Annotated in this window: 13 protein-coding genes and 1 pseudogene; 9 read left to right on the top strand and 5 right to left on the bottom strand. The window is 68.9% G+C overall.

Annotation, left to right across the window (positions count from 1 at the left end; translation table 11 throughout):
• Positions 1-12: 12 nt before the first annotated feature.
• Together QXK92_RS19365 and QXK92_RS19360 are read left to right on the top strand one after the other, a co-directional pair.
• Positions 13-1,014: a glycoside hydrolase family 6 protein gene (locus tag QXK92_RS19365; RefSeq protein ID WP_306243900.1), complete on the top strand. Its 1,002-nt coding sequence runs from the start codon at positions 13-15 to the stop codon at positions 1,012-1,014.
• A 636-nt stretch (positions 1,015-1,650) separates the two neighbouring features.
• Positions 1,651-5,460, top strand: a complete 3,810-nt coding sequence (locus QXK92_RS19360; protein ID WP_306243898.1) for a PE family protein — start codon at positions 1,651-1,653, stop codon at positions 5,458-5,460.
• 33 nt (positions 5,461-5,493) lie between these two features.
• Here the strand turns inward: QXK92_RS19360 and QXK92_RS34125 are convergent, their stop codons facing one another.
• The 5 genes and pseudogenes from QXK92_RS34125 to QXK92_RS19340 form a co-directional block, all read right to left on the bottom strand.
• Entirely contained in the window at positions 5,494-5,667 is a 174-nt protein-coding gene (locus tag QXK92_RS34125) for a hypothetical protein (RefSeq protein WP_371934567.1), read from the bottom strand.
• A gap of 673 nt (positions 5,668-6,340) precedes the next feature.
• A pseudogene (locus QXK92_RS34120) lies at positions 6,341-6,844 on the bottom strand (PE family protein); the annotation flags it as partial.
• A gap of 94 nt (positions 6,845-6,938) precedes the next feature.
• On the bottom strand, positions 6,939-7,715 hold the full coding sequence (locus QXK92_RS19350) for an SDR family oxidoreductase (protein WP_306243894.1): 777 nt from the start codon (positions 7,713-7,715) through the stop codon (positions 6,939-6,941).
• On the bottom strand, positions 7,712-9,268 hold the full coding sequence (locus QXK92_RS19345; protein ID WP_306243892.1) for an MFS transporter: 1,557 nt from the start codon (positions 9,266-9,268) through the stop codon (positions 7,712-7,714). Before QXK92_RS19345 ends, QXK92_RS19350 begins: the two co-directional genes overlap by 4 nt.
• Positions 9,269-9,344: 76 nt before the next feature.
• Complete coding sequence (locus tag QXK92_RS19340) at positions 9,345-9,956, bottom strand: TetR/AcrR family transcriptional regulator (RefSeq protein ID WP_306243890.1); 612 nt, start codon at positions 9,954-9,956, stop codon at positions 9,345-9,347.
• Between the two features lie 454 nt (positions 9,957-10,410).
• Here QXK92_RS19340 and QXK92_RS19335 point away from each other — a divergent pair, with 454 nt between their 5' ends.
• From QXK92_RS19335 to QXK92_RS19305, 7 genes are read left to right on the top strand one after another with little or no spacing between them, the layout of a single operon-like run.
• Entirely contained in the window at positions 10,411-11,208 is a 798-nt protein-coding gene (locus QXK92_RS19335; RefSeq protein ID WP_306243888.1) for an ABC transporter permease, read from the top strand.
• A 1-nt stretch (position 11,209) separates the two neighbouring features.
• A complete protein-coding gene (locus tag QXK92_RS19330) occupies positions 11,210-12,076 on the top strand; it encodes an ABC transporter permease (protein ID WP_306243886.1) in 867 nt (288 codons plus the stop codon).
• Between the two features lie 5 nt (positions 12,077-12,081).
• Positions 12,082-13,299: an MCE family protein gene (locus tag QXK92_RS19325; protein WP_306243884.1), complete on the top strand. Its 1,218-nt coding sequence runs from the start codon at positions 12,082-12,084 to the stop codon at positions 13,297-13,299.
• Positions 13,296-14,336 carry an MCE family protein gene (locus tag QXK92_RS19320; RefSeq protein WP_306243881.1) on the top strand — a complete coding sequence of 347 codons (1,041 nt, stop codon included), beginning with the start codon at positions 13,296-13,298 and terminating at the stop codon, positions 14,334-14,336. The genes QXK92_RS19325 and QXK92_RS19320 overlap by 4 nt, the downstream gene beginning before the upstream one ends.
• Positions 14,333-15,796 (top strand): MCE family protein, encoded by a 1,464-nt coding sequence (locus tag QXK92_RS19315; protein ID WP_306243879.1) that lies wholly within the window; start codon positions 14,333-14,335, stop codon positions 15,794-15,796. Before QXK92_RS19320 ends, QXK92_RS19315 begins: the two co-directional genes overlap by 4 nt.
• On the top strand, positions 15,793-17,352 hold the full coding sequence (locus tag QXK92_RS19310; protein ID WP_306243877.1) for a virulence factor Mce family protein: 1,560 nt from the start codon (positions 15,793-15,795) through the stop codon (positions 17,350-17,352). The genes QXK92_RS19315 and QXK92_RS19310 overlap by 4 nt, the downstream gene beginning before the upstream one ends.
• Positions 17,349-18,500 carry an MCE family protein gene (locus tag QXK92_RS19305; RefSeq protein WP_306243875.1) on the top strand — a complete coding sequence of 384 codons (1,152 nt, stop codon included), beginning with the start codon at positions 17,349-17,351 and terminating at the stop codon, positions 18,498-18,500. Before QXK92_RS19310 ends, QXK92_RS19305 begins: the two co-directional genes overlap by 4 nt.
• Positions 18,501-18,502: the final 2 nt, after the last annotated feature.

Below are 18,502 nucleotides of genomic sequence, written 5' to 3'. Positions count from 1 at the left end.
TTTACTGGCGTGATGTCAACAGCTGCGCGCGCAGTTTCCCGCTGGATCGCTCCTTTCCTGACGGTCACGGCCGTCGCGGCCACGGCTCTGTCGGCCGGCCTGACGCAGTCCGCCCCGGCGCTGCGTCTGGTCGATTCGTCGAATCCGCTGGCCGGACAGTCCTTCTACGTCGACCCGGCGTCGGCGGCGATGGCGGCCCACAATGCCAATCCGGGAAGTGCGCAGCTGACGGCCATCGCCAACACCCCGCAGGCGTACTGGCTCGACCAGGCGTTTCCGGCCGGTTCGGTCGGCGGGCGGGTCGCGAGCTACACCGGCGCCGCGCAGGCCGCCGGCAGCATGCCGATCTTCGCGCTGTACGGAATCCCGCATCGCGACTGCGGCAGTTACGCCTCGGGTGGCTTCGCCTCCGGTGCGGACTACCGCGCGTGGATCGACAGCATCTCGTCCGGCCTGGGCGGTTCGCCGGCGGCGATCATCGTCGAACCCGACGCCCTCGACATGGCCGACTGCCTGTCGGCCGACCAGCGTCAGGAACGCTTCGACCTGATCCGCTACGCGGTGGACACGCTGACCCGCGATCCGGCCGCCGCGGTCTACGTCGACGGCGGGCACTCGCGCTGGATGAGTGCCGAGGAGATCGCCAACCGGCTCAACCAGGTCGGTGTGACCCACGCGCGTGGGTTCAGCCTCAACGTCTCGAACTTCTTCAGCACCGATGAGGAAACCGGCTACGGCGAAGCCATCTCGGGGATGACGGGCGGTGCGCACTACGTGATCGACACGTCGCGCAACGGGGCCGGGCCGGCGCCCGACTCCGCACTGAGTTGGTGCAACCCGTCCGGGCGCGCCCTGGGCACCCCGCCCACCACGGCGACGGCGGGCGCGCACGCCGACGCCTACCTGTGGGTCAAGCGTCCCGGTGAGTCCGACGGGTCGTGCAACGGCGGCGCGTCGGCGGGCCACTTCGTGAGCCAGTACGCCATCGATCTGGCCCAGAACGCGGGTCAGTAAACGGTCTAGCGCCTTCACTGCCGGGCAGGTCCGGCAGGTTGCGCCCGGTCCTACTGTGTCCGGGCGGCATGAAAGCAGTTGCGTCTGGCTGTGATTCGGTTGTCGAGTGGCCGACGGCCCTGTAGCGGGCGGACACATCTTGTGCAGCGGATCGTTGCAAGCGGTAGTCGAATCCGCGCACGCCTCGGGATCGATGACGCGTTCGGTGTGGGCCGACGCCGGGTACACCGAAATTATTAAAGTCTGTGCACGAATTCACTAAGTCCGTTTCATGTCACCCACTGCACTAAAATTCACGTTTTAGAATCGAATATCAATATGTGGTTCTGGCGGTATGGCGGCCGCTGTTTTCGTAACACGCCATTGGGCGCACGGCACTCGCCCGTCGCTTGAACGAAGGATCCGGGGGCGTGGCTCCACGGACTCATGCCACCGCACCAGTCGCCAAAAGTGCATTACAACCGCGTTTTCACGCTTACGGGCCGCGGTCGAGGAAGTCCTGGCCTCCCCGGGCGCGGCCTGACGCGCTCGCGGTATTTTCGGCTGTAAAGGTCGAGAATTGGTAGAAAATAATCTCCTGCCGGAGTAGCGTGCGCGGCGCAGTTTTGAAATTCCGCATGAGGCCCGGAGGCCAATATGTCGTCTTTTGTATTCATCCATCCTGAGGTTCTGATCGCGGCAGCGACCGAGGTGGACGGAATTGGGGACGCTCTTCGGGCCGCCGGTGCCACGGCGGCGCCGTGGACCACGACCATCGCACCACCGGCCGGCGACGAGGTGTCAGCGGCTGTGACCAACCTCTTCGGTACCTATGCGCAGGACTTCCAGACGTTGAGTGCTCGTATGGCGCTTGTGCACACGGGATTGGTACAGAACCTCCTGGCAGGTGCTGGGAGGTATTCGGCAGCGGAGGCCTCGAGCGCGGCTTCGTTGCAGACACTGACGCAAGACATCCAGAGTCTGGTGGCATTCGACCCGATCAGGGCGCTCACGGGTCGCCCGTTGATCGGTAACGGCGCCAATGGCGCGCCGGGCACCGGGCAAGCCGGCGGCGACGGCGGGTGGATCTGGGGCAACGGCGGTGACGGCGGATCGGGTGCCCCCGGACTGACGGGTGGCCGCGGTGGATCGGCCGGCTTGTGGGGTGCGGGTGGCGCCGGTGGCGCCGGCGGGAATGCCACTACCCCGGGCGGAGCGGGCGGCGTCGGCGGATCCGGCGGTGCAAACGGATTTCTCGGTGGCGGCAACGGCGGGGCCGGCGGTGCGGGTGGAGCGGGTGCGGCCGGCGCGGCCGGCACCCTTCAGGCCGGCGGGGCGGGCGGCGACGGTGGGCCCGGTGGGGCGAACCGGCAGCTGATCTCGCTGTTCGGGTCAGCCGGGGCTGGTGGGGTTGGTGGAATTGGCGGTGCCGGGGCCTCCGGTGCTGCGGGTGCTCCGGGGCCCGGCGGACTGAGCGGGCACGCAGGCGGAATGGGCGGGGTGGGTGGTAACGGCGGGGCCGGGGGCACCGATCAGTCACTGATCGGTGGCTCAGCTGGTACGGGCGGGTCCGGTGGCCTGGGCGGTGTCGGCGGCCAGGGCGGGCACGGCGGCAACGCCACTATCCCCGGCACTATCGGGGGCGACGGTGGGAGCGGTGGAGGTGGCGGCAGCGCCGGAGCCGGTGGGGTCGGGGGTGCTGTGACGACTCCCTTCAACATCGGCGGTGCGGCCGGTGCCCACGGCGCGAACGGTGTCGGTGGCGTCGGGGGCACCGGGGGCACCGGGGGTGGCGGTGCGGCCGGCTTGGACGGCCAGCCCGGTGTCACGCCGACCGGGGGAGACCCCGGTGGCCAGGGCGGCGCGGGCGGCAAAGGCGGTGCCGGCGGCGCCGGAATTGGCGGTGTCGGGGGTGGAGCCGGCGGGAAAGGCGGTGTCGGAGGCGTCGGCGGTACCGGTGGACAGGGCGGTGCCAATACCGGCATCACCGGCGGAAGCGGTGCCGTCGGCGGTCAGGGTGGCACCGGGGGAGTAGCGGGTGCCGGGGGCAGCGGTACCGACGGCGGCGCCCTTGGCGGCATCGGCACCGGCGGCGTCGGCGGTTTGGGTGGCAACGGCGGCACAGGGGCAGACAACGACGCCGCCGGGGCCTCGGGTGCAACTCCTGTTACGGGTAACCAGGGCGGGCAAGGCGGCGCCGGCGGTCAAGGAGGTGCGGGCGGTGCCGGTATCGGTGGTGTCGGCGGTGGAGCCGGCGGCAAAGGCGGTGTCGGTGGGTCCGGTGGGGCCGGCAGCAACGGCGGAAATAACACCGGCATCACCGGTGGAGCGGGAGCGGCCGGGGGTCAGGGCGGAACCGGTGGGGCCGCGGGTGCGGCGGGTAACGGCACCGACGGCGGCGCAGTCGGAAGCGGCGGCACGGGGGGCGTGGGTGGGTTGGGTGGAAACGGCGGGGCTGGTGCCGACAATGCCAGTGCTGGTGCCTCGGGTGCGGATCCGCTCGCGGGCAATCAGGGCGGCGAGGGTGGTGCGGGTGGAAAAGGCGGTGACGGCGGTGCCGGATTCGGCGGTACTGGAGGTGGCGCCGGCGGCAAAGGCGGCGTCGGTGGCTCGGGTGGGGCCGGCAGCAACGGTGGAGACAACACCGGTATCACCGGAGGAGCGGGTGCCGCCGGTGGTCAGGGCGGTACCGGAGGTGCTGCGGGCGCGGCCGGCAAAGGCACCGACGGCGGCTCAACCGGTACCGGCGGAACGGGCGGTGTCGGTGGTTTGGGAGGCAATGGTGGGGCGGGGGCCGACAACACCATCGCAGGTGCCTCGGGCGCTGATCCCGTCCAAGGTAACCAGGGTGGACAGGGCGGCGCTGGCGGCCGAGGGGGTTCGGGAGGGGGCGGCTTCAACGGCCTCGGTGGCGGTGCCGGCGGCAGGGGTGGCGTCGGTGGATCCGGCGGGGCCGGCAGCAACGGCGGAAACAACACAGGCAATACCGGTGGGGCGGGTGCCGCCGGCGGTCAAGGTGGTACCGGAGGTGCTGCGGGGGCGGCCGGTGCAGGCGTCGACGGCGGTGCCGACGGCAGTATCGGCACCGGAGGCACCGGCGGTCTCGGCGGCAACGGCGGCAGTGGAGGTGCCGGCGTCGATGGCGCGTCCGGGAATGCGGCCACCGCGGGCGGCCCGGGCGGACAGGGCGGCGCCGGCGGCCGAGGCGGTTCCGGCGGCGCCGGGGCCAACGGCGCCGGTGGTGGTAACGGCGGGAAGGGCGGCGTTGGCGGTGTTGGCGGAACCGGAGGATTAGGCGGCGCCAACACCGGCTTCTCCGGCGGCGCCGGTGGGGCTGGTGGTCAGGGCGGTACCGGCGGGACCGCCGGTGCTGCGGGCAGTGGGACCGATGGCGGCGCCGACGGCGGAATCGGCACCGGCGGCACCGGCGGGATCGGTGGCGATGGCGGCAACGGCGCGTCGGGTCTCGACGGCATCTCCGCGGAAGCGCCCATCGAGGCTACTGCCGGCGGTAGCGGGGGTAATGGCGGTGCAGGCGGTACCGGTGGCACGGGGGGCGCCGGCATCAACGGTGTCGGCGGTGGTGCGGGCGGTAACGGCGGCAAGGGTGGGTCCGGCGGGTCCGGCGGCCTAGGCGGTGCCGATATCACCAAAGCCGCCGGCACCACCAGTAAAGCCGGCGGCCAGGGTGGTACTGGCGGAGCCGGTGGCACCGGCGGGGCACCCGGGAGTGGCAACACCCTCGGCGGCCAAGGTGGCAACGGCGGCAACGGCGGTAACGGCGGCATCGGTGGCGCCAACAACTCTGGAACCACCTTCCCGCACACCGGGTTCTCCGGAGGAGGGGGCGGCGGGGGCGCGGGTGGCCGCGGCGGCGACGGCGGAGGAGGCGCTGCCATCGGTGGCAGCGGAGGTAAGGGCGGTACCGGCGGCACGGGCGGCACGGCAGTCAACCTGATTACCCGCGCCGCCGCTGGCGGAGGCGGCGGTGGTAGTGGCGGCGGAGGTGCCGCCGCCCTGGGTGCGGTCGGCGGCAGGGGTGGCGGTGGTGGTGGCGGTGGCGGAGGCGCCGCTATGGACGAGATCGCATTCGGCGGCGGCGGCGGGGGAGGGGGCGCGGCAGGCGGCATCGGCGCCGTTTCCGGAACGGGCGGTACTGGAGGCAACTCCTCCAACTTCGCCGCAAATGGCCAGGCGCTAAACGGCTTTGGTGGCGCCGGCGGTACCGGTCTGGGTGCCGGCGTCGGGGGCGGTGGTGGCGGCGGTAGCGCGGCCACGAACAACGCGGGCTTGCAAGGGCGGGCAGGTAGCAGTGGGGTCGATGGCGGCGACGGTGGCAGCGGGGCCTTCGGGAACTTCGGCGACCAATTCGGCGGCAACGGCGGGAGCGCCTTCCCCGGCGCCGGCGGCCACGGGGGCGCCTCGTATCTGGCCACGACTAGTGGCGGCGACGGTCAATCCGGTTGATCGATAAGCCGCTTCTCCTCACTCAGGCAGGCGTCAACCCCGGCGCCCCGTTAGGGCCGAACAGCAGATAAGCCCCGAACCCGCCGGGTGCGCCGATGCCTGGAGTGGCTCCGATGCCCCCGTTGCCGCCATGGCCGCCGATGCCGAACAGGATGCCGCCGTAGCCACCCTGTCCGCCGTTGCCGCCCACTGCCAGGTTGGCGGCACCGAAGCCGTTCCCACCGGCGCCGCCGAGCCCGAAGACGATGCCGCCGAGGCCACCAAGCCCGCCTACTCCGCCTTTGCCCCCGACATCCGCAGCCCCGCCGTTACCGCCGGCCCCGCCGAGGCCGAAGAAGGCCCCGCCGTCGCCGCCGAACCCACCGGGCCCGCCCGTCCCGGTGCCCAGCGAAGCGCCGCCGACCCCGCCGGCGCCGCCGAAGCCGAGCCACTGACCGGCGCCGCTGCCGCCCTGCCCGCCCTGCCCACCGGTGGTATTGCCGACGGCGTCGCCGCCGGCACCGCCGTCGGCCCCGGTGCTGATCAGGTTGAACAGGATGTTGCCGCTGCCACCGGTACCGCCGAGGCCGGGAACGCCACCGTTGAAGGGGGTGGCTCCGCCGGCACCCCCGGTGCCGCCGGCGCCGTAGAGCAAGCCCAGGGCGTCTCCGCCGAAGCCGCCCCAGCCGGCGACGAAGCCGCGTCCGCCCGCACCGCCGACGCCACCGTTGCCGAACAGGAACCCGCCGCCGCCACCATCGCCGCCGTCGCCGGCGACCCCGGTACCGCCGGCTCCGCCGACCCCGCCCGCGCCGCCGTTGCCGAACAGCCCGACTGCGTTGCCGCCGTTACCGCCGAAACCCGCGAAGCCATTGGGAACGGCGCCTCCGGCCCCGCCGCGGCCACCGTTGCCGAACAAGAAGCCACCGTCGCCGCCACGACCGCCGTTCTGTCCGGCCGCCCCCGACCCGCCGTTACCGCCGTTTCCCCACAGCAATCCACCGTTCTGTCCCCTCGCGCCGGTTCCGTCGACACCGTCGCGACCGTCGCCGATCAACGGGCGCCCCAGCAGCGTCTCGGCGACCCCATTGACCTGATTGAGGAAGTTCTGCAGCGGATTGGCATTGATGGCCTCGGCACCGGCGTAGGAACCGGCGCCCGTTGCCAGCAGGTGCACGAAGTGCTGGTGGAATTCCGCTGCCCCGGCGCTGAGCGCTTGGTAACCGCGCGCGTGCTCGTTGAAGATCGCCGCGACAGCAGCCGACACCTCGTCGCTGCCCGCAGCCAGCAACGCCGACGTCGGGCCCGCCGCCGCGGTGTTGGCCGCACCGATCGAGGACCCGATGGTCCCCAGATCAGCGGCAGCCGCCGTCAAGAACTCCGGAACCGCTGTGACAAAGGACATTTCGACCTCCGAACCGACGCGGTCATCGCCCGAGGATCACCGCATGTCAGAAAAGCGTAGGGCCGCTCCGGGGTGAAATTCCGCGGAAACTTTTTCAGCGCCGCATCGAGGCCATCACGCGGCCCAGAATCATCGACCTGATCCCGCGGGGAAGCAGCTTCAGGGAGGCCGTCAGGACCTTTGCCTGCGGTCCCGGTACGACGGTCACCCGTCGCCCCAGCGCTGACCACATCGCGTTGGCCACCGCTTCGGGAGCGGCGGCCGACTTCATCGTCAGGCCCGCCCGTGCCGCGAAGCCGGTATGTACCGGTCCGGGTGCCACCGACAGCACGTCGACGCCGCTGGGCTTGAGTTCACGGTGCAGGCCCTCGGCGAGGCTCTGAACATATGCTTTGGTGGCCGCGTAATTCGCCTGGCCCGGCACTCCCTGCCAGCCCAGGATGGACCCGAACAGGACAATCCCGCCGCGTCGCTGTCTGGTCATGCGGGCGGCGAAGGCCTGCGCGAGCTGTGCGACGGCGGTGACGTTGACGGCGATCATCTCCAGTTCGTCCGAAGTGGCCGCGTCAGCGAACGGTCCGGCAGTCCCGAATCCGGCCGCCAGCACGGCCAAGCCCACCTCCAACCCGTTGGTCGCATCCAAAAGTGTTGCCGGTCCGGATTTTTGACCGAGGTCCACGGCGACCACCTGGGTCTTGACCGCGTAGGACCGCTCCAATTCATCGGCCAACTCCTGCAGCCTCGCTTCGCTGCGGGCGACCAGCGTGACATCGAGGCCCTCTGCCGCAACGCGTTTGGCGATGGCGCGGCCGATTCCGTCGCTGGCTCCGGTGATCACCGCCCATGGTCCGTACTGGTCGCGCCTGCTCATGCCCGGCTCCCGACCGGGTGTGCCGGCAGCACGGCGAGTACGAAGAAGGCTCCGGCCAGGCAGACCGCCGCGGCGGTCAGGCAGCCGGCGCTCATCCCGGACAGGAAGGCGTCGCTGACGGTGGTGCGGACGGTGTCCGCTATCGAAGCGGGAGATTGGCCCGCCACGGCCAGACCCTGGGCCAGGCCCTCCTGCGCAACGGATCGAGCCGGTTGCGGAAGGTGCTGCAGCGCTTGACTTTCGGTGAGGTGGCGGATGTAGAGGGTGGAGAAGACGCTGCCGATGACCGCCACGCCGAGAGTGCCGCCCACCTGGCGGGTGGCGTCGTTGACGGCCGACCCGGCGCCGGCCTGCTCGGGACGCACCACACCCATGATGGAGTCGGTGGCCGGGGCGGTGGTCAGGCCCAGGCCACCGCCCAGCAGTACCATCTGCGCGGCCATCTCGAGGTAGCTGACGCTGAGGTCGCAGGTGCTGATCCAGGCGAAGGACGCGGCCATCATCAGCAGGCCAAGGAAGACAACGGCTTTGGTGCCGACCCTCCTGACGGCCAGCCTGGTCCCGAGGACAGATCCGATGGCGATCGACACCGCGACCGGCAGGATGCGCACACCAGTGCCCAGCGGTCCGAAGCCCTGCAGCTGTTGCATGAACTGCGTGATCAGGAAGATGAACCCGAACAAGGCGAAGAACGCCACGGTGACGGCCCCGCTGGCCGCGCTGAAACGCAGATTGGTGAACAGCGTGACGTCGATCAGCGGGTCGGCTTGCCGCCGCTCCCACAGCGCGAAGCCGATGCCGGCCACGAGTGCCACGGCGAAGCCGGCCAACGTCCGTACCGAGCTCCAGCCCTGTTCTGGCGCTTCGATGATGGTGTAGACCAACGAGCCCAGCATGACCACCGAGAGCACCAGCCCGCCACGATCGAGGCGCGATCCAGGGTCAGGCGTGGATGCCGGGATGACGACGGGCGCAGCGAAAGCCGCTGCGAGCGCGATGGGCGCCAGCGCCAGGAAAAGGCTTCCCCACCAGAACACTTCGAGCAGCGCGCCGCCGAGTATCGGGCCGATCGCCACGCCGAGGCCGGTCACCGCGCCCCACAGGCCGATCGCGACCGCTCGCTGACGCGGCTCGCGGAATGTGTCGGTGATGATGGCCAGCGTGGTCGGATAGATCAACGCCGAAGCCACTCCCATCACCACCCGCATCGCGATCAGGGATCCGGTCGTCGTGCACAGTGCCGCGCCGGCGCTGCTCAATGCGAAGAGCGCGAGCCCGGCGATCAGGGTCCCGCGGCGGCCGAACTTATCCCCGACGGTGCCGCCGGCCAACACCAGCGCGGCGAACGCGAGATTGTAGGCGTCGACGATCCACTGCAACCCGCGCGTGGACGCGCCGAGCGCCGAATTCAGAGTCGGCAGCGCAACATTGACGATCGTGGTCTCGACATTGATCGCCAGAGAGGCGACCAGCACGACGGCCAGCACGGCGGCGGGACGGATCCGCACGGGTGGCGACTCGACCGGGGAAAGCTCGGGGGCATCGATACTCATCAGGGGTCCGCCTTATGTTGACAGCAATAACATCGGCAAGCATGACATCGCAAGTTATCGGTGTCAACATTTGCGCCTAGCGGATGCCGCCTTCGATGGTGTCGAGCAGGCGGTCGGTGATCAATTTCTTGCGGTCGGCGTCCGCAGCTGCCAGCGGCCCGTCCAGATATAACGAGGCCAGACCGTGTACGGCCGCCCAGGCGGCCTCGTCCAGGCCGTCCCGCCGGCTCGGGGTCAGCACGCCGGTGGCGACTAGGTCGTCGATGCAGCGGCTGAGAATGTAGAACGGGTGACGGTCTGTTGCGACGGTCGAGTCGGTCTCCTTGGGCCCGTCTGGGGCGAATGCCGTTCGGAATAGGCCAGGTTCGGCGAGGGCGAAGTCCACGTAGGCCTGGCCGGTGGCGCGCAACCGGGCGAGGGCGCGACGATTGCGGGGGCCGCGATTGGGGACCGCGGCGATCGACTCCTGCATCGCCTCACCCAGCAACGTCATCGCGTACACCTGAACCGCGCCCAGCAGCGCCTGCCGGTCTGAGTAGTGCCGGTATGCCGCGGAGTTGCTCACGCCGGCCGCCCGTTGCACGTCGCGCAGCACCACCGCGTCCGGCCCGCCGGCCTTTGCCAGCTGCACCGCATGTTCCAGTAGCGCCTGCCGCAGGTTGCCGTGGTGGTAGGAAGTGGACGCCATGTTGACAAGTGTTACATTGCGGACGCCCGCGACCGGCGGTTACCTCACGCGGCGCGTCGATGCCCCGCCGGGCTGCCATCCCCGCTTGCCTGACGTCCAGCGGTCCGACGAGGCGCCGCTCCGGCATAGCGATCGTTCCGTGGTCCGGAACGATGCGACGTCACCGGATCCCGAGTTGCCACAGTAACGGTCACACAGCACCAGACAGGGGTAACCAGCATGGGTGGCGAAAGTGGTGAGCACTTCGACATCACCAGCGGCAAGCGGGGTTTCGCGGCTTCACCGCGCCTGCTGTGGTACCCCCCGGACCGTCACACCAACCGATTACCAACCTGGTGTTGCGACAGTGACGTGACCGGGCGGTCGGTGGTCCGGCGATCGGGGAGGAGGCGCACCTGATGCTCGGACCATCACCGGCTTTTCGCTCGGGCGCTTCCGTCGTGACAGGACGACAATGACCGCCACGACGGGATTGGGCAGCTCCATCGCTGGCCAGTTGAAAGGCCCGCTGGCGATGGTCGGGGGCTTCGCCCGGATGTCGGCACTGACCGGCAAGGCGCTTTTCCGCTGGCCGCTGGGCTGGCGCGAATTGATCTTCCAGAGCTGGTTTCTGCTGCGCGTGACGATCCTGCCGACCATCATGGCGGCGATACCGCTGACGGTCCTGTTGACCTTCACCCTGAACTTGTTGCTGGCCGAGTTCGGCGCAGCGGACATCTCCGGCGCGGGCGCGGCGCTGGGCGCTGTCACGCAGCTTGGTCCGCTGACCACCGTGCTGGTGGTCGCGGGCACCGGTTCCACTGCTATCTGTGCCGACTTGGGCGCGCGGACCATCCGAGAGGAGATCGACGCTCTGGAGGTGATGGGCATCGATCCCATCCACCGCCTGGTGGTGCCCCGCGTGCTGGCCGCCACCGTGGTCGCCAGCCTGCTCAACAGCCTGGTGATCATCGTCGGGTTGGTCGGCAGCTTCCTTTTCAGCGTTTACCTCCAACATGTTTCGGGCGGCGCCTTCCTGTCCACCCTGACCCTCGTCACAGGCTTGCCTGAAGTGGTCATCGCCATGACCAAAGCGGTGTCCTTCGGTCTTATCGCGGGCCTGGTCGGCTGTTACCGCGGTCTGACCGTCTCGGGCGGTCCCAAGGGCGTCGGGGTTGCCGTCAACGAGACGGTCGTGCTGTGCGTATTGGCCCTGTTCGCCGTCAACGTCATCCTCACGACCATCGGCGTGCGCTTCGGATCGGGGCACTGACATGGCCACCGCCGTCGTGGCCAGCCCCTTCCCACGGGCACGCGCCGGCTTCGAACGTTACGCCGGGGGCGCCGGCCGCGGCCTCGACGCGTTCGGGCGGATGCTCTGGTTCACGGTGATCAGTGCCGGGCAGATCCCGCTGGCGCTGCGGCGCTACCGCGCCGAGACCATCCGGCTCATCGCGCAGATCGGCATGGGCACCGGGGCGCTGGCGGTGATCGGTGGCACCGCCGCGATCGTCGCGTTCGTGACGCTGTCGGGCGCGTCGCTGGTCGCCATCCAGGGCTTCGCTTCGCTGGGCAACATCGGCGTCGGGGTGTTCACCGGCTTCTTCGCCGCCCTGGTCAATGTGCGCATCGCCGCGCCGGTGGTGACGGGCATCGCGCTGGCGGCGACGGTCGGCGCCGGCGCCACCGCCGAGTTGGGTGCGATGCGGATCAGCGAGGAGATCGATGCGCTGGAAGTGATGGGGGTCAACTCGATTGCGTTCTTGGCGTCGACCCGGATCACCGCCGCGACCGTCGTGATCCTGCCGCTGTACGCGCTGTCGATGGTCATGGCGTTCCTGTCCCCGCAGGTTGTCACGACGATGCTCTACCGGCAGTCCACCGGCACCTACAGCCACTATTTCCAGACCTTCCTGCGGCCCGAAGACGTGTTCTGGTCGTTCGCCGTTGCCGTGGTCATCGCCGTCATCGTGATGGTCACGCACTGCTACTACGGCTACACCGCGGCCGGCGGTCCGGTCGGTGTCGGGGAGAGCGTCGGCCGATCGATGCGGTTCTCGCTGGTCGCGGTAGTGGTCCTGGCCATGTTCGCCTCGTTGGCGCTGTACGGCGTCGACCCGAATTTCAACCTCACGGTGTAACGGCGATGACGACAGCGTTCATGGGAACCGGGCCCCGGAATCCGCCGTTCAAAATCGCCGGGGCCATCGGGCTGGCGGTCCTGATCGTGTTGGGCATTCTGGCCTTCGTCCAGTTCGGCGGGGGTTTCACCCCGAAGGAGTCGCTGACGCTGGTCTCGGACCGCGCGGGCCTTCTCGTCGGAACCGGTTCGAAGGTGACGTTCAACGGGGTCGAGATCGGCAAGGTCGGCAGCATCAGTGAAATCGAGCACGGCGGCAAGCCCGCGGCCAAGTTCACCCTGGACGTGTCGCCGGAATACCTGCAGCTGATTCCGGTCAATGTGGTCGCCTCGATCAAGGCGACCACGGTGTTCGGCGGGAAGTTCGTCGCACTGGCCTCCCCGAAGAATCCCGGTGCCCCGATCAGCACCCACGACGTGATCGACGCGACGTCGGTGTCCACCGAGATCAACACCGTATTTCAGACCCTGACATCCATCGCGCAGTCGGTGGATCCGGTGAAGCTGAACCTCACGCTGAGCGGGACCGCCGAAGCCTTGTCGGGGTTGGGGAGCAAGTTCGGGACTTCGCTGGAAAACGGCAACAAGGTCCTCGACAACCTGAACCCGAAGATGGACCAGCTCGGCCATGACGTTCGCCAGCTGGCCCGGGTCGCCGACACACTGGCTGACTCGTCACCGGACCTGTGGAATCTCCTGTCCAACGTGACGACCACCGCGCGCACCCTCAACGAGCAGCAACAGCAGTTGGACGCAACATTGTTGGCGGCCATCGGCTTCGCCAACACCGGTGCCGATGTGGTGGACCGCAGTCGTGAGCCGCTGGCGCGGACGCTGACTCAATTGGCGCCGACGACAGGTCTACTCGACACCTACAGCCCCGAACTGTTCTGCAGCATCCGCAACGCGGCGCAGGTGGCGCCGGCGGTCGCCGCCGCCGAAGGCACCGGCAACGGATACTCGCTGCGGGCGCACACCCAGATCGTCGGTGGCACCAATCCCTACGTCTTCCCGGAGAACCTGCCGAGGGTCAATGCGCGCGGCGGGCCCGGCGGTGCACCCGGCTGCTGGCAGACCATCACCCGGGACCTGTGGCCGGCGCCGGCGTTGGTGCTCGACACCGGAGCCAGCATCGCCCCCTACAACCATTTCGAAATCGGTTCACCGTGGGCGATCGAATACGTCTGGGGACGTCAAATGGGGGAGAACACGATCAACCCATGAAGCTGACGTCGACCGCGATCAAACTCGCAGCTCTGTCCGTGGTGCTGCTGCTCTTCACGGCCATCACCATCGTGATCTTCGGCCAGATCCGCTTCGAAAACGCCGACGACTATTCTGCGGACTTCGCGTCCGGGAGCGGCTTGCGGGCCGGCCAGTTCGTCCGCGCGTCCGGCGTCGAGGTCGGCAAGGTGAAGAGCCTGCAACTCGTCGACGGTGGCAGACACATTCGGGTGCGTTTCACCGTGGACCGTGCACTGCCGCTGTATCAATCGACCATCGCATCGATCCGCTACGCCAATCTGATCGGCGATCGCTACCTGGAGCTCAAGCGAGGCACCGGGGATGGGGTCGACCGGTTGCTGCCCCCGGGCAGTCGCATCCCGCTGCAGCGCACCGAACCGGCCCTCGACCTCGACGCGCTGATCGGCGGGTTCCGGCCGGTGTTTCGCGCCCTGGATCCCGCGAAGGTCAACACCATCGCCTCGGCAATCATCACGGTGTTCCAGGGACAGGGCGGCACCATCAACGACATCCTGGACCACACGGCGCGCCTCACCTCCGCCCTGGCCGACCGGGACGAGGCGATCGGGGCGGTCGTGAAAAACCTTGATACCGTGCTGGATTCGATCGTCAAACAGGCGGGGCAAGTCGATGCGACGGTCGTCAACCTGGAGAACCTGATCACCGGGCTGTCGAATCAGGCTGAGCCACTTGCGGACAGCGTCGCGAACCTGAGCAACGTCTCGGGCCGGCTGACCAACCTGCTGGCCGACAACCGGCCGTTGCTGCGCACCACGGTGTCCTCGGCACAGGGCGTGTTGCAACCGCTGGTGGACGGCAGCAGTGAGCTGGACGACCTCCTGCACAAGCTGCCGACCGCCCTCACCCTGTTGGGACGCAGCGCAGGCACCTACGGCGACTTCATCAATCTGTATCTCTGCGACGTCACCGTCACCCTCAACGGCCTGCAGCCCGGCGGCCCGGTCCGCAAAGTCCGGCTGACCCAGCAACCGACCGGCAGGTGCACACCGCAATGAGGACCCTGCAAGCGCCGAACCGGGTTCGCACCGGCGTGCTGGCGATCGTGCTGACGGCACTGGTCACCGCGGTGGGCCAATGCTTCACCAGTTTGCCGATGATCTTCGCCGAACCGCGGTACTACGGCGAGTTCACCGATTCGGGCGGCCTGCATCGCGGTGACAAGGTCCGCATCACCGGCATGGACGTCGGTGTCGTGCAGGAGATCAAGATCGCGACCGGTCATGTGGTGGTGCGATTCACTCTCGGGGACAACACGATTGGTACCAAGAGTCGGCTCTCGATCCGGACCGACACCATCCTGGGCAAGAAGGTGGTGGAGATCGAACCGCGCGGCGAACAGTCGTTGCGCCCGGGCGGGACCTTGCCGGTCGGCCAGACCAGCACTCCGTACCAGATCTACGACGCGTTCCTGGACGCCACGAACGCCGCCGGCGGTTGGGACATCGACACGGTCAAACGCTCGCTGCAGGTACTGTCCCAGACGGTCGAACAGACCCACCCGCACCTGAGCGCAGCGCTCGACGGCGTGCAGCGATTCGCCGACACCGTCGGCAAGCGCGACGAACGCATCCAGCATCTGCTCGGCGAGGTCAGCAAGGTCGCCGGGGTACTCGGTGTGCACGGCGAGCAGATCAATCGGCTGTTGGTGAACGCCCAGACACTGCTCGCCGCGATCAACCAGCGCTCGCAAGCCGTCGCAGCCCTGCTCGACAACATCAGGACGGTCACCACCCAGGTGCAGGGACTGATCAACGACAACCCGAACCTGAACACGGTGCTCAAGCAGGTGAACACGGTCAGCGAGGTGCTGGTCCAGCGCAAGGACGACCTGACCACGACCGTCACCGAACTCGGCAAGTTCGTGGCGTCGCTTTCCGAAATCGTGTCCTCCGGGCCGTATGTCAAGGCGGCGATCTTCAACCTCGTGCCGTATCAGGCGCTGCAACCGTGGGTGGACGCCGCGTTCAAGAAGCGCGGCATCGATCCCGAAAACTTCTGGCGCAGTGCCGGATTGCCGGCGTTCCAATGGCCGGACCCGAACGGCACCCGATTCCCCAACGGCGCACCGCCGCCGGCACCGCCCGTGCTCGAGGGCACTGCGGAGCATCCGGGTCCGGCCGTCCCGCCTGGCTCACCCTGCGCGTACACCCCCGCGGCCGACGGCCTGCCGCGGCCGGACAACCCGTTGCCGTGCGCCGGGCTGACGTTCGGCCCGTTCGGGGGTGGCGGCTACCCGGGTCCGGTCGCGGTGGCGACTTCACCACCCAACCCGGCCGGTCCGCCGCTATCACCGGGGGTCCCGATTGCCGGACGCCCGGGCGACCCGCCTCCGGCGGTCCCCGGCACCCCAATGCCGTTGCCGCCCAGCGCACCACCGGGGGCCCGGACGGAACCGCTGGCACCACTGCCGGCCGTGCTGCCCGCCGTACCGAACCCAGCAGGAGGTGGCCAGTGAGCAGCGTCATCACGGTCGTTCGGCAGCGGCGCAGGTCGATTCTCGTCGCGGTCCTGGCCGTGGTGCTGGCCGTGACCGGTGCGTACGGCGGCTGGCGGCTGTACCGGAAGATGACGACCAACACGATCGTCGCCTACTTCGCGCAGGCCAACGCCCTGTATCCGGGTGATGACGTCACGATCATGGGCGTGCCGGCCGGGTCGGTCGACACCGTCGAGCCTGCCGGCGGCCAGATGAAAGTGACGTTCCACTACGAGAACAAGTACAAGGTGCCCGCCAACGCGGCCGCGGTGATTCTGAGCCCCACGCTGGTGGCGTCACGGACCATTCAGCTGGAGCCGCCCTACAACGGCGGGCCCGTCCTGACCGACCGCACGGTGATTCCGCTCGAGCGCACGCAGGTACCCGTCGAATGGGACGACCTGCGCGACAGCATCAGCCGGACGGTGTCCGCGCTCGGGCCCACCCCGCAACAGCCCAAGGGGCCGATCGGTGACGCCATCGAATCCCTGGCCGACGGGCTGTCCGGCAAGGGCGACGAAATCAACCGGTCACTGAACAGCCTTTCGGCTGCGCTGTCGACGCTGAACGAAAGCCGCGGGGAAACGTTCGCGGTGCTGCGCGGCCTGGCGACCTTCCTCAACGCGCTGCACATCAACGAGCAGCAGCTGGTATCGCTGAACGCCAATCTGGCGCAGCTGACGTCGAGCCTGACCCCGACCGATCACGCAGTGGCCGACGCCGCGACGCAACTCAATGCCCTGCTGCCGGTCCTGCACAAATTCCTCGACGACAACGCCGGGGTGCTGACCCGCGACGTCAACAACCTCGCCACGGCTACCACCCCGCTGGTGCAACCCGGCACGGCAAACGACCTGGAGACCTTCCTGCACGTGTTCCCGACCTTCGCCGCCAACAGCGCCAACACCTACCACCCCAGCCACGGTGCCCTGACGATCATCCCTGCGGTCACCAACTTCGCAAACCCGCTGGAACTCATCTGCAGTGCGATCCAGGCCGGAAGCCGGCTCGGCTATCAGGACTCCGCGGAGATGTGCGCGCAGTACCTGACGCCGGTGCTGGACGCGATGAAGTTCAACTACCTGCCGTTCGGGCTGATGCCGTTCAGCACCGCCGAGACGCAGCCCAAGCACCTGGCATACTCCGAACCCCGCCTGCAGCCACCGCCTGGATACAAAGACACCACGGTGCCGGGGATCTTCTCTCCCGATACACCGTTCTCGCACGGCAACTTCGGAACGGACTGGGTGACGGCTCCGGGAATGCAGGGCGTTCAGGTCCGGCCCGCAACGCAGAATCTGCTGACGCCGCAGTCGGTGGCCGAGCTGCTCGGCGGGCCGGATGCCGCGCCACCGGCGCCGGGGCACACCATGACCGGACCCCCGGACGCCTACAACGAGTCCAGCCCGCTGCCACCGCCCTGGTACCCCCAGCCCGCCGGCCCACCGGCTCCCGGGCCTGAGGTGATCCCGGGTCCGGTCGCGCCGACGCCGGCGCCGGGGCCGCTCCCAGCTCAGCTGGGGGCAGGCCGGTGAGGGCCCGAGTCTTCCACGGCGCCAGGCGGATCCTGGCGCTGATCGCGATCGCGGTCGCGCTGACGTCCTGTGCCCAGTGGCGCGGCATCGCCAACGTGCCGATTCCCGGCGGACCCGGCTCCGGGTCGGGCACCTACACCGTCAACGTCCAGATGCCCGACACGCTGGCGCTCACCCCTAACAGCAAGGTCATGGTCGCCGATGTCTACGTCGGGCGGGTGCGGTCGATCACCATCAAGAACTGGGTCGCCGTCGTGACGCTGGAATTGCAGAACGGTGTGCGGCTGCCCAGGAACGCCACGGCAAAGATCGGCCAGACCAGCCTGCTCGGCACTCAGCACGTGGAACTGGCGCCGCCGCAAGCGAATCCGTCGCCGCAGCCACTACGCAACGGCGACACCATCGACCTGAAGAACTCCTCGGCCTTCCCCAGCACGGAACAGACGCTGGCCAGCATCGCGACCCTGCTCCGCGGTGGAGGCGTCGCGAACCTGGAGGTCATCTCCGACGAGGCCTACAACATCGTCAACGGCCGGGGCGACCAGATCCGGGCGCTGCTGGGCAAACTCGACACCTTCACCGCCAAACTCGACGAACAGGTGGGCGACATCACCCACGCCATCGACGCGGCCGACCGGATCCTGGCGATGGCCGCGGCCCATAACGCCACCCTCAACTCCGCGCTGACCGAGCTGCCGCCACTGGTGAAATATCTGACCGAATCGCAGGTCCGGGTCATCGACGCTGTCGAGTCGTTGGGCCGGTTCAGCGACGTCACCCTGCAGACGATCGGAGCGACCCAGCCCAGCCTGCACCGCAATCTGGTGTCCCTGCAGCGCCCGCTGGCCCAGCTCATCCGGGCGGCGCCGTATCTGGTGCCTGCGCTGAAGGTGGCGCTGACCGCCCCGTTCGACATCGACGCCGTTCCCAAGACGTTCCGGGGCGACTTCATCAACACGTCGCTCGATGTCGATCTCACGCTCAGCGCCCTCGACAACGGCCTGCTCACCGGAACCGGCTTCTCCGGGATGCTCCGGGCCCTCGAGCAGTCGTGGGGACGCGATCCGAACACCATGATTCCCGACGTCAGGTTCAGCACCAACCCGAACAATGCACCCGGCGGCCCACTCGTCGAACGAGGTCAGTAGCC

It is taken from the genome of Mycobacterium sp. TY815, from assembly GCF_030755135.1.
GTDB lineage: Bacteria > Actinomycetota > Actinomycetes > Mycobacteriales > Mycobacteriaceae > Mycobacterium.
This window is presented reverse-complemented; position numbering and strand designations above follow the sequence as displayed.

Bases quoted from the DNA above. Each gene is read 5' to 3' on its own strand.
- QXK92_RS19350 (WP_306243894.1), bottom strand. From the start codon at position 7,715: ATGAGCAGGCGCGACCAGTACGGACCATGGGCGGTGATCACCGGAGCC.
- QXK92_RS19360 (WP_306243898.1), top strand. From the start codon at position 1,651: ATGTCGTCTTTTGTATTCATCCATCCTGAGGTTCTGATCGCGGCAGCG.
- QXK92_RS19365 (WP_306243900.1), top strand. From the start codon at position 13: ATGTCAACAGCTGCGCGCGCAGTTTCCCGCTGGATCGCTCCTTTCCTG.
- QXK92_RS19315 (WP_306243879.1), top strand. From the start codon at position 14,333: ATGAGGACCCTGCAAGCGCCGAACCGGGTTCGCACCGGCGTGCTGGCG.
- QXK92_RS19335 (WP_306243888.1), top strand. From the start codon at position 10,411: ATGACCGCCACGACGGGATTGGGCAGCTCCATCGCTGGCCAGTTGAAA.
- QXK92_RS19340 (WP_306243890.1), bottom strand. From the start codon at position 9,956: ATGGCGTCCACTTCCTACCACCACGGCAACCTGCGGCAGGCGCTACTG.
- QXK92_RS19320 (WP_306243881.1), top strand. From the start codon at position 13,296: ATGAAGCTGACGTCGACCGCGATCAAACTCGCAGCTCTGTCCGTGGTG.
- QXK92_RS19345 (WP_306243892.1), bottom strand. From the start codon at position 9,268: ATGAGTATCGATGCCCCCGAGCTTTCCCCGGTCGAGTCGCCACCCGTG.
- QXK92_RS19325 (WP_306243884.1), top strand. From the start codon at position 12,082: ATGACGACAGCGTTCATGGGAACCGGGCCCCGGAATCCGCCGTTCAAA.
- QXK92_RS19330 (WP_306243886.1), top strand. From the start codon at position 11,210: ATGGCCACCGCCGTCGTGGCCAGCCCCTTCCCACGGGCACGCGCCGGC.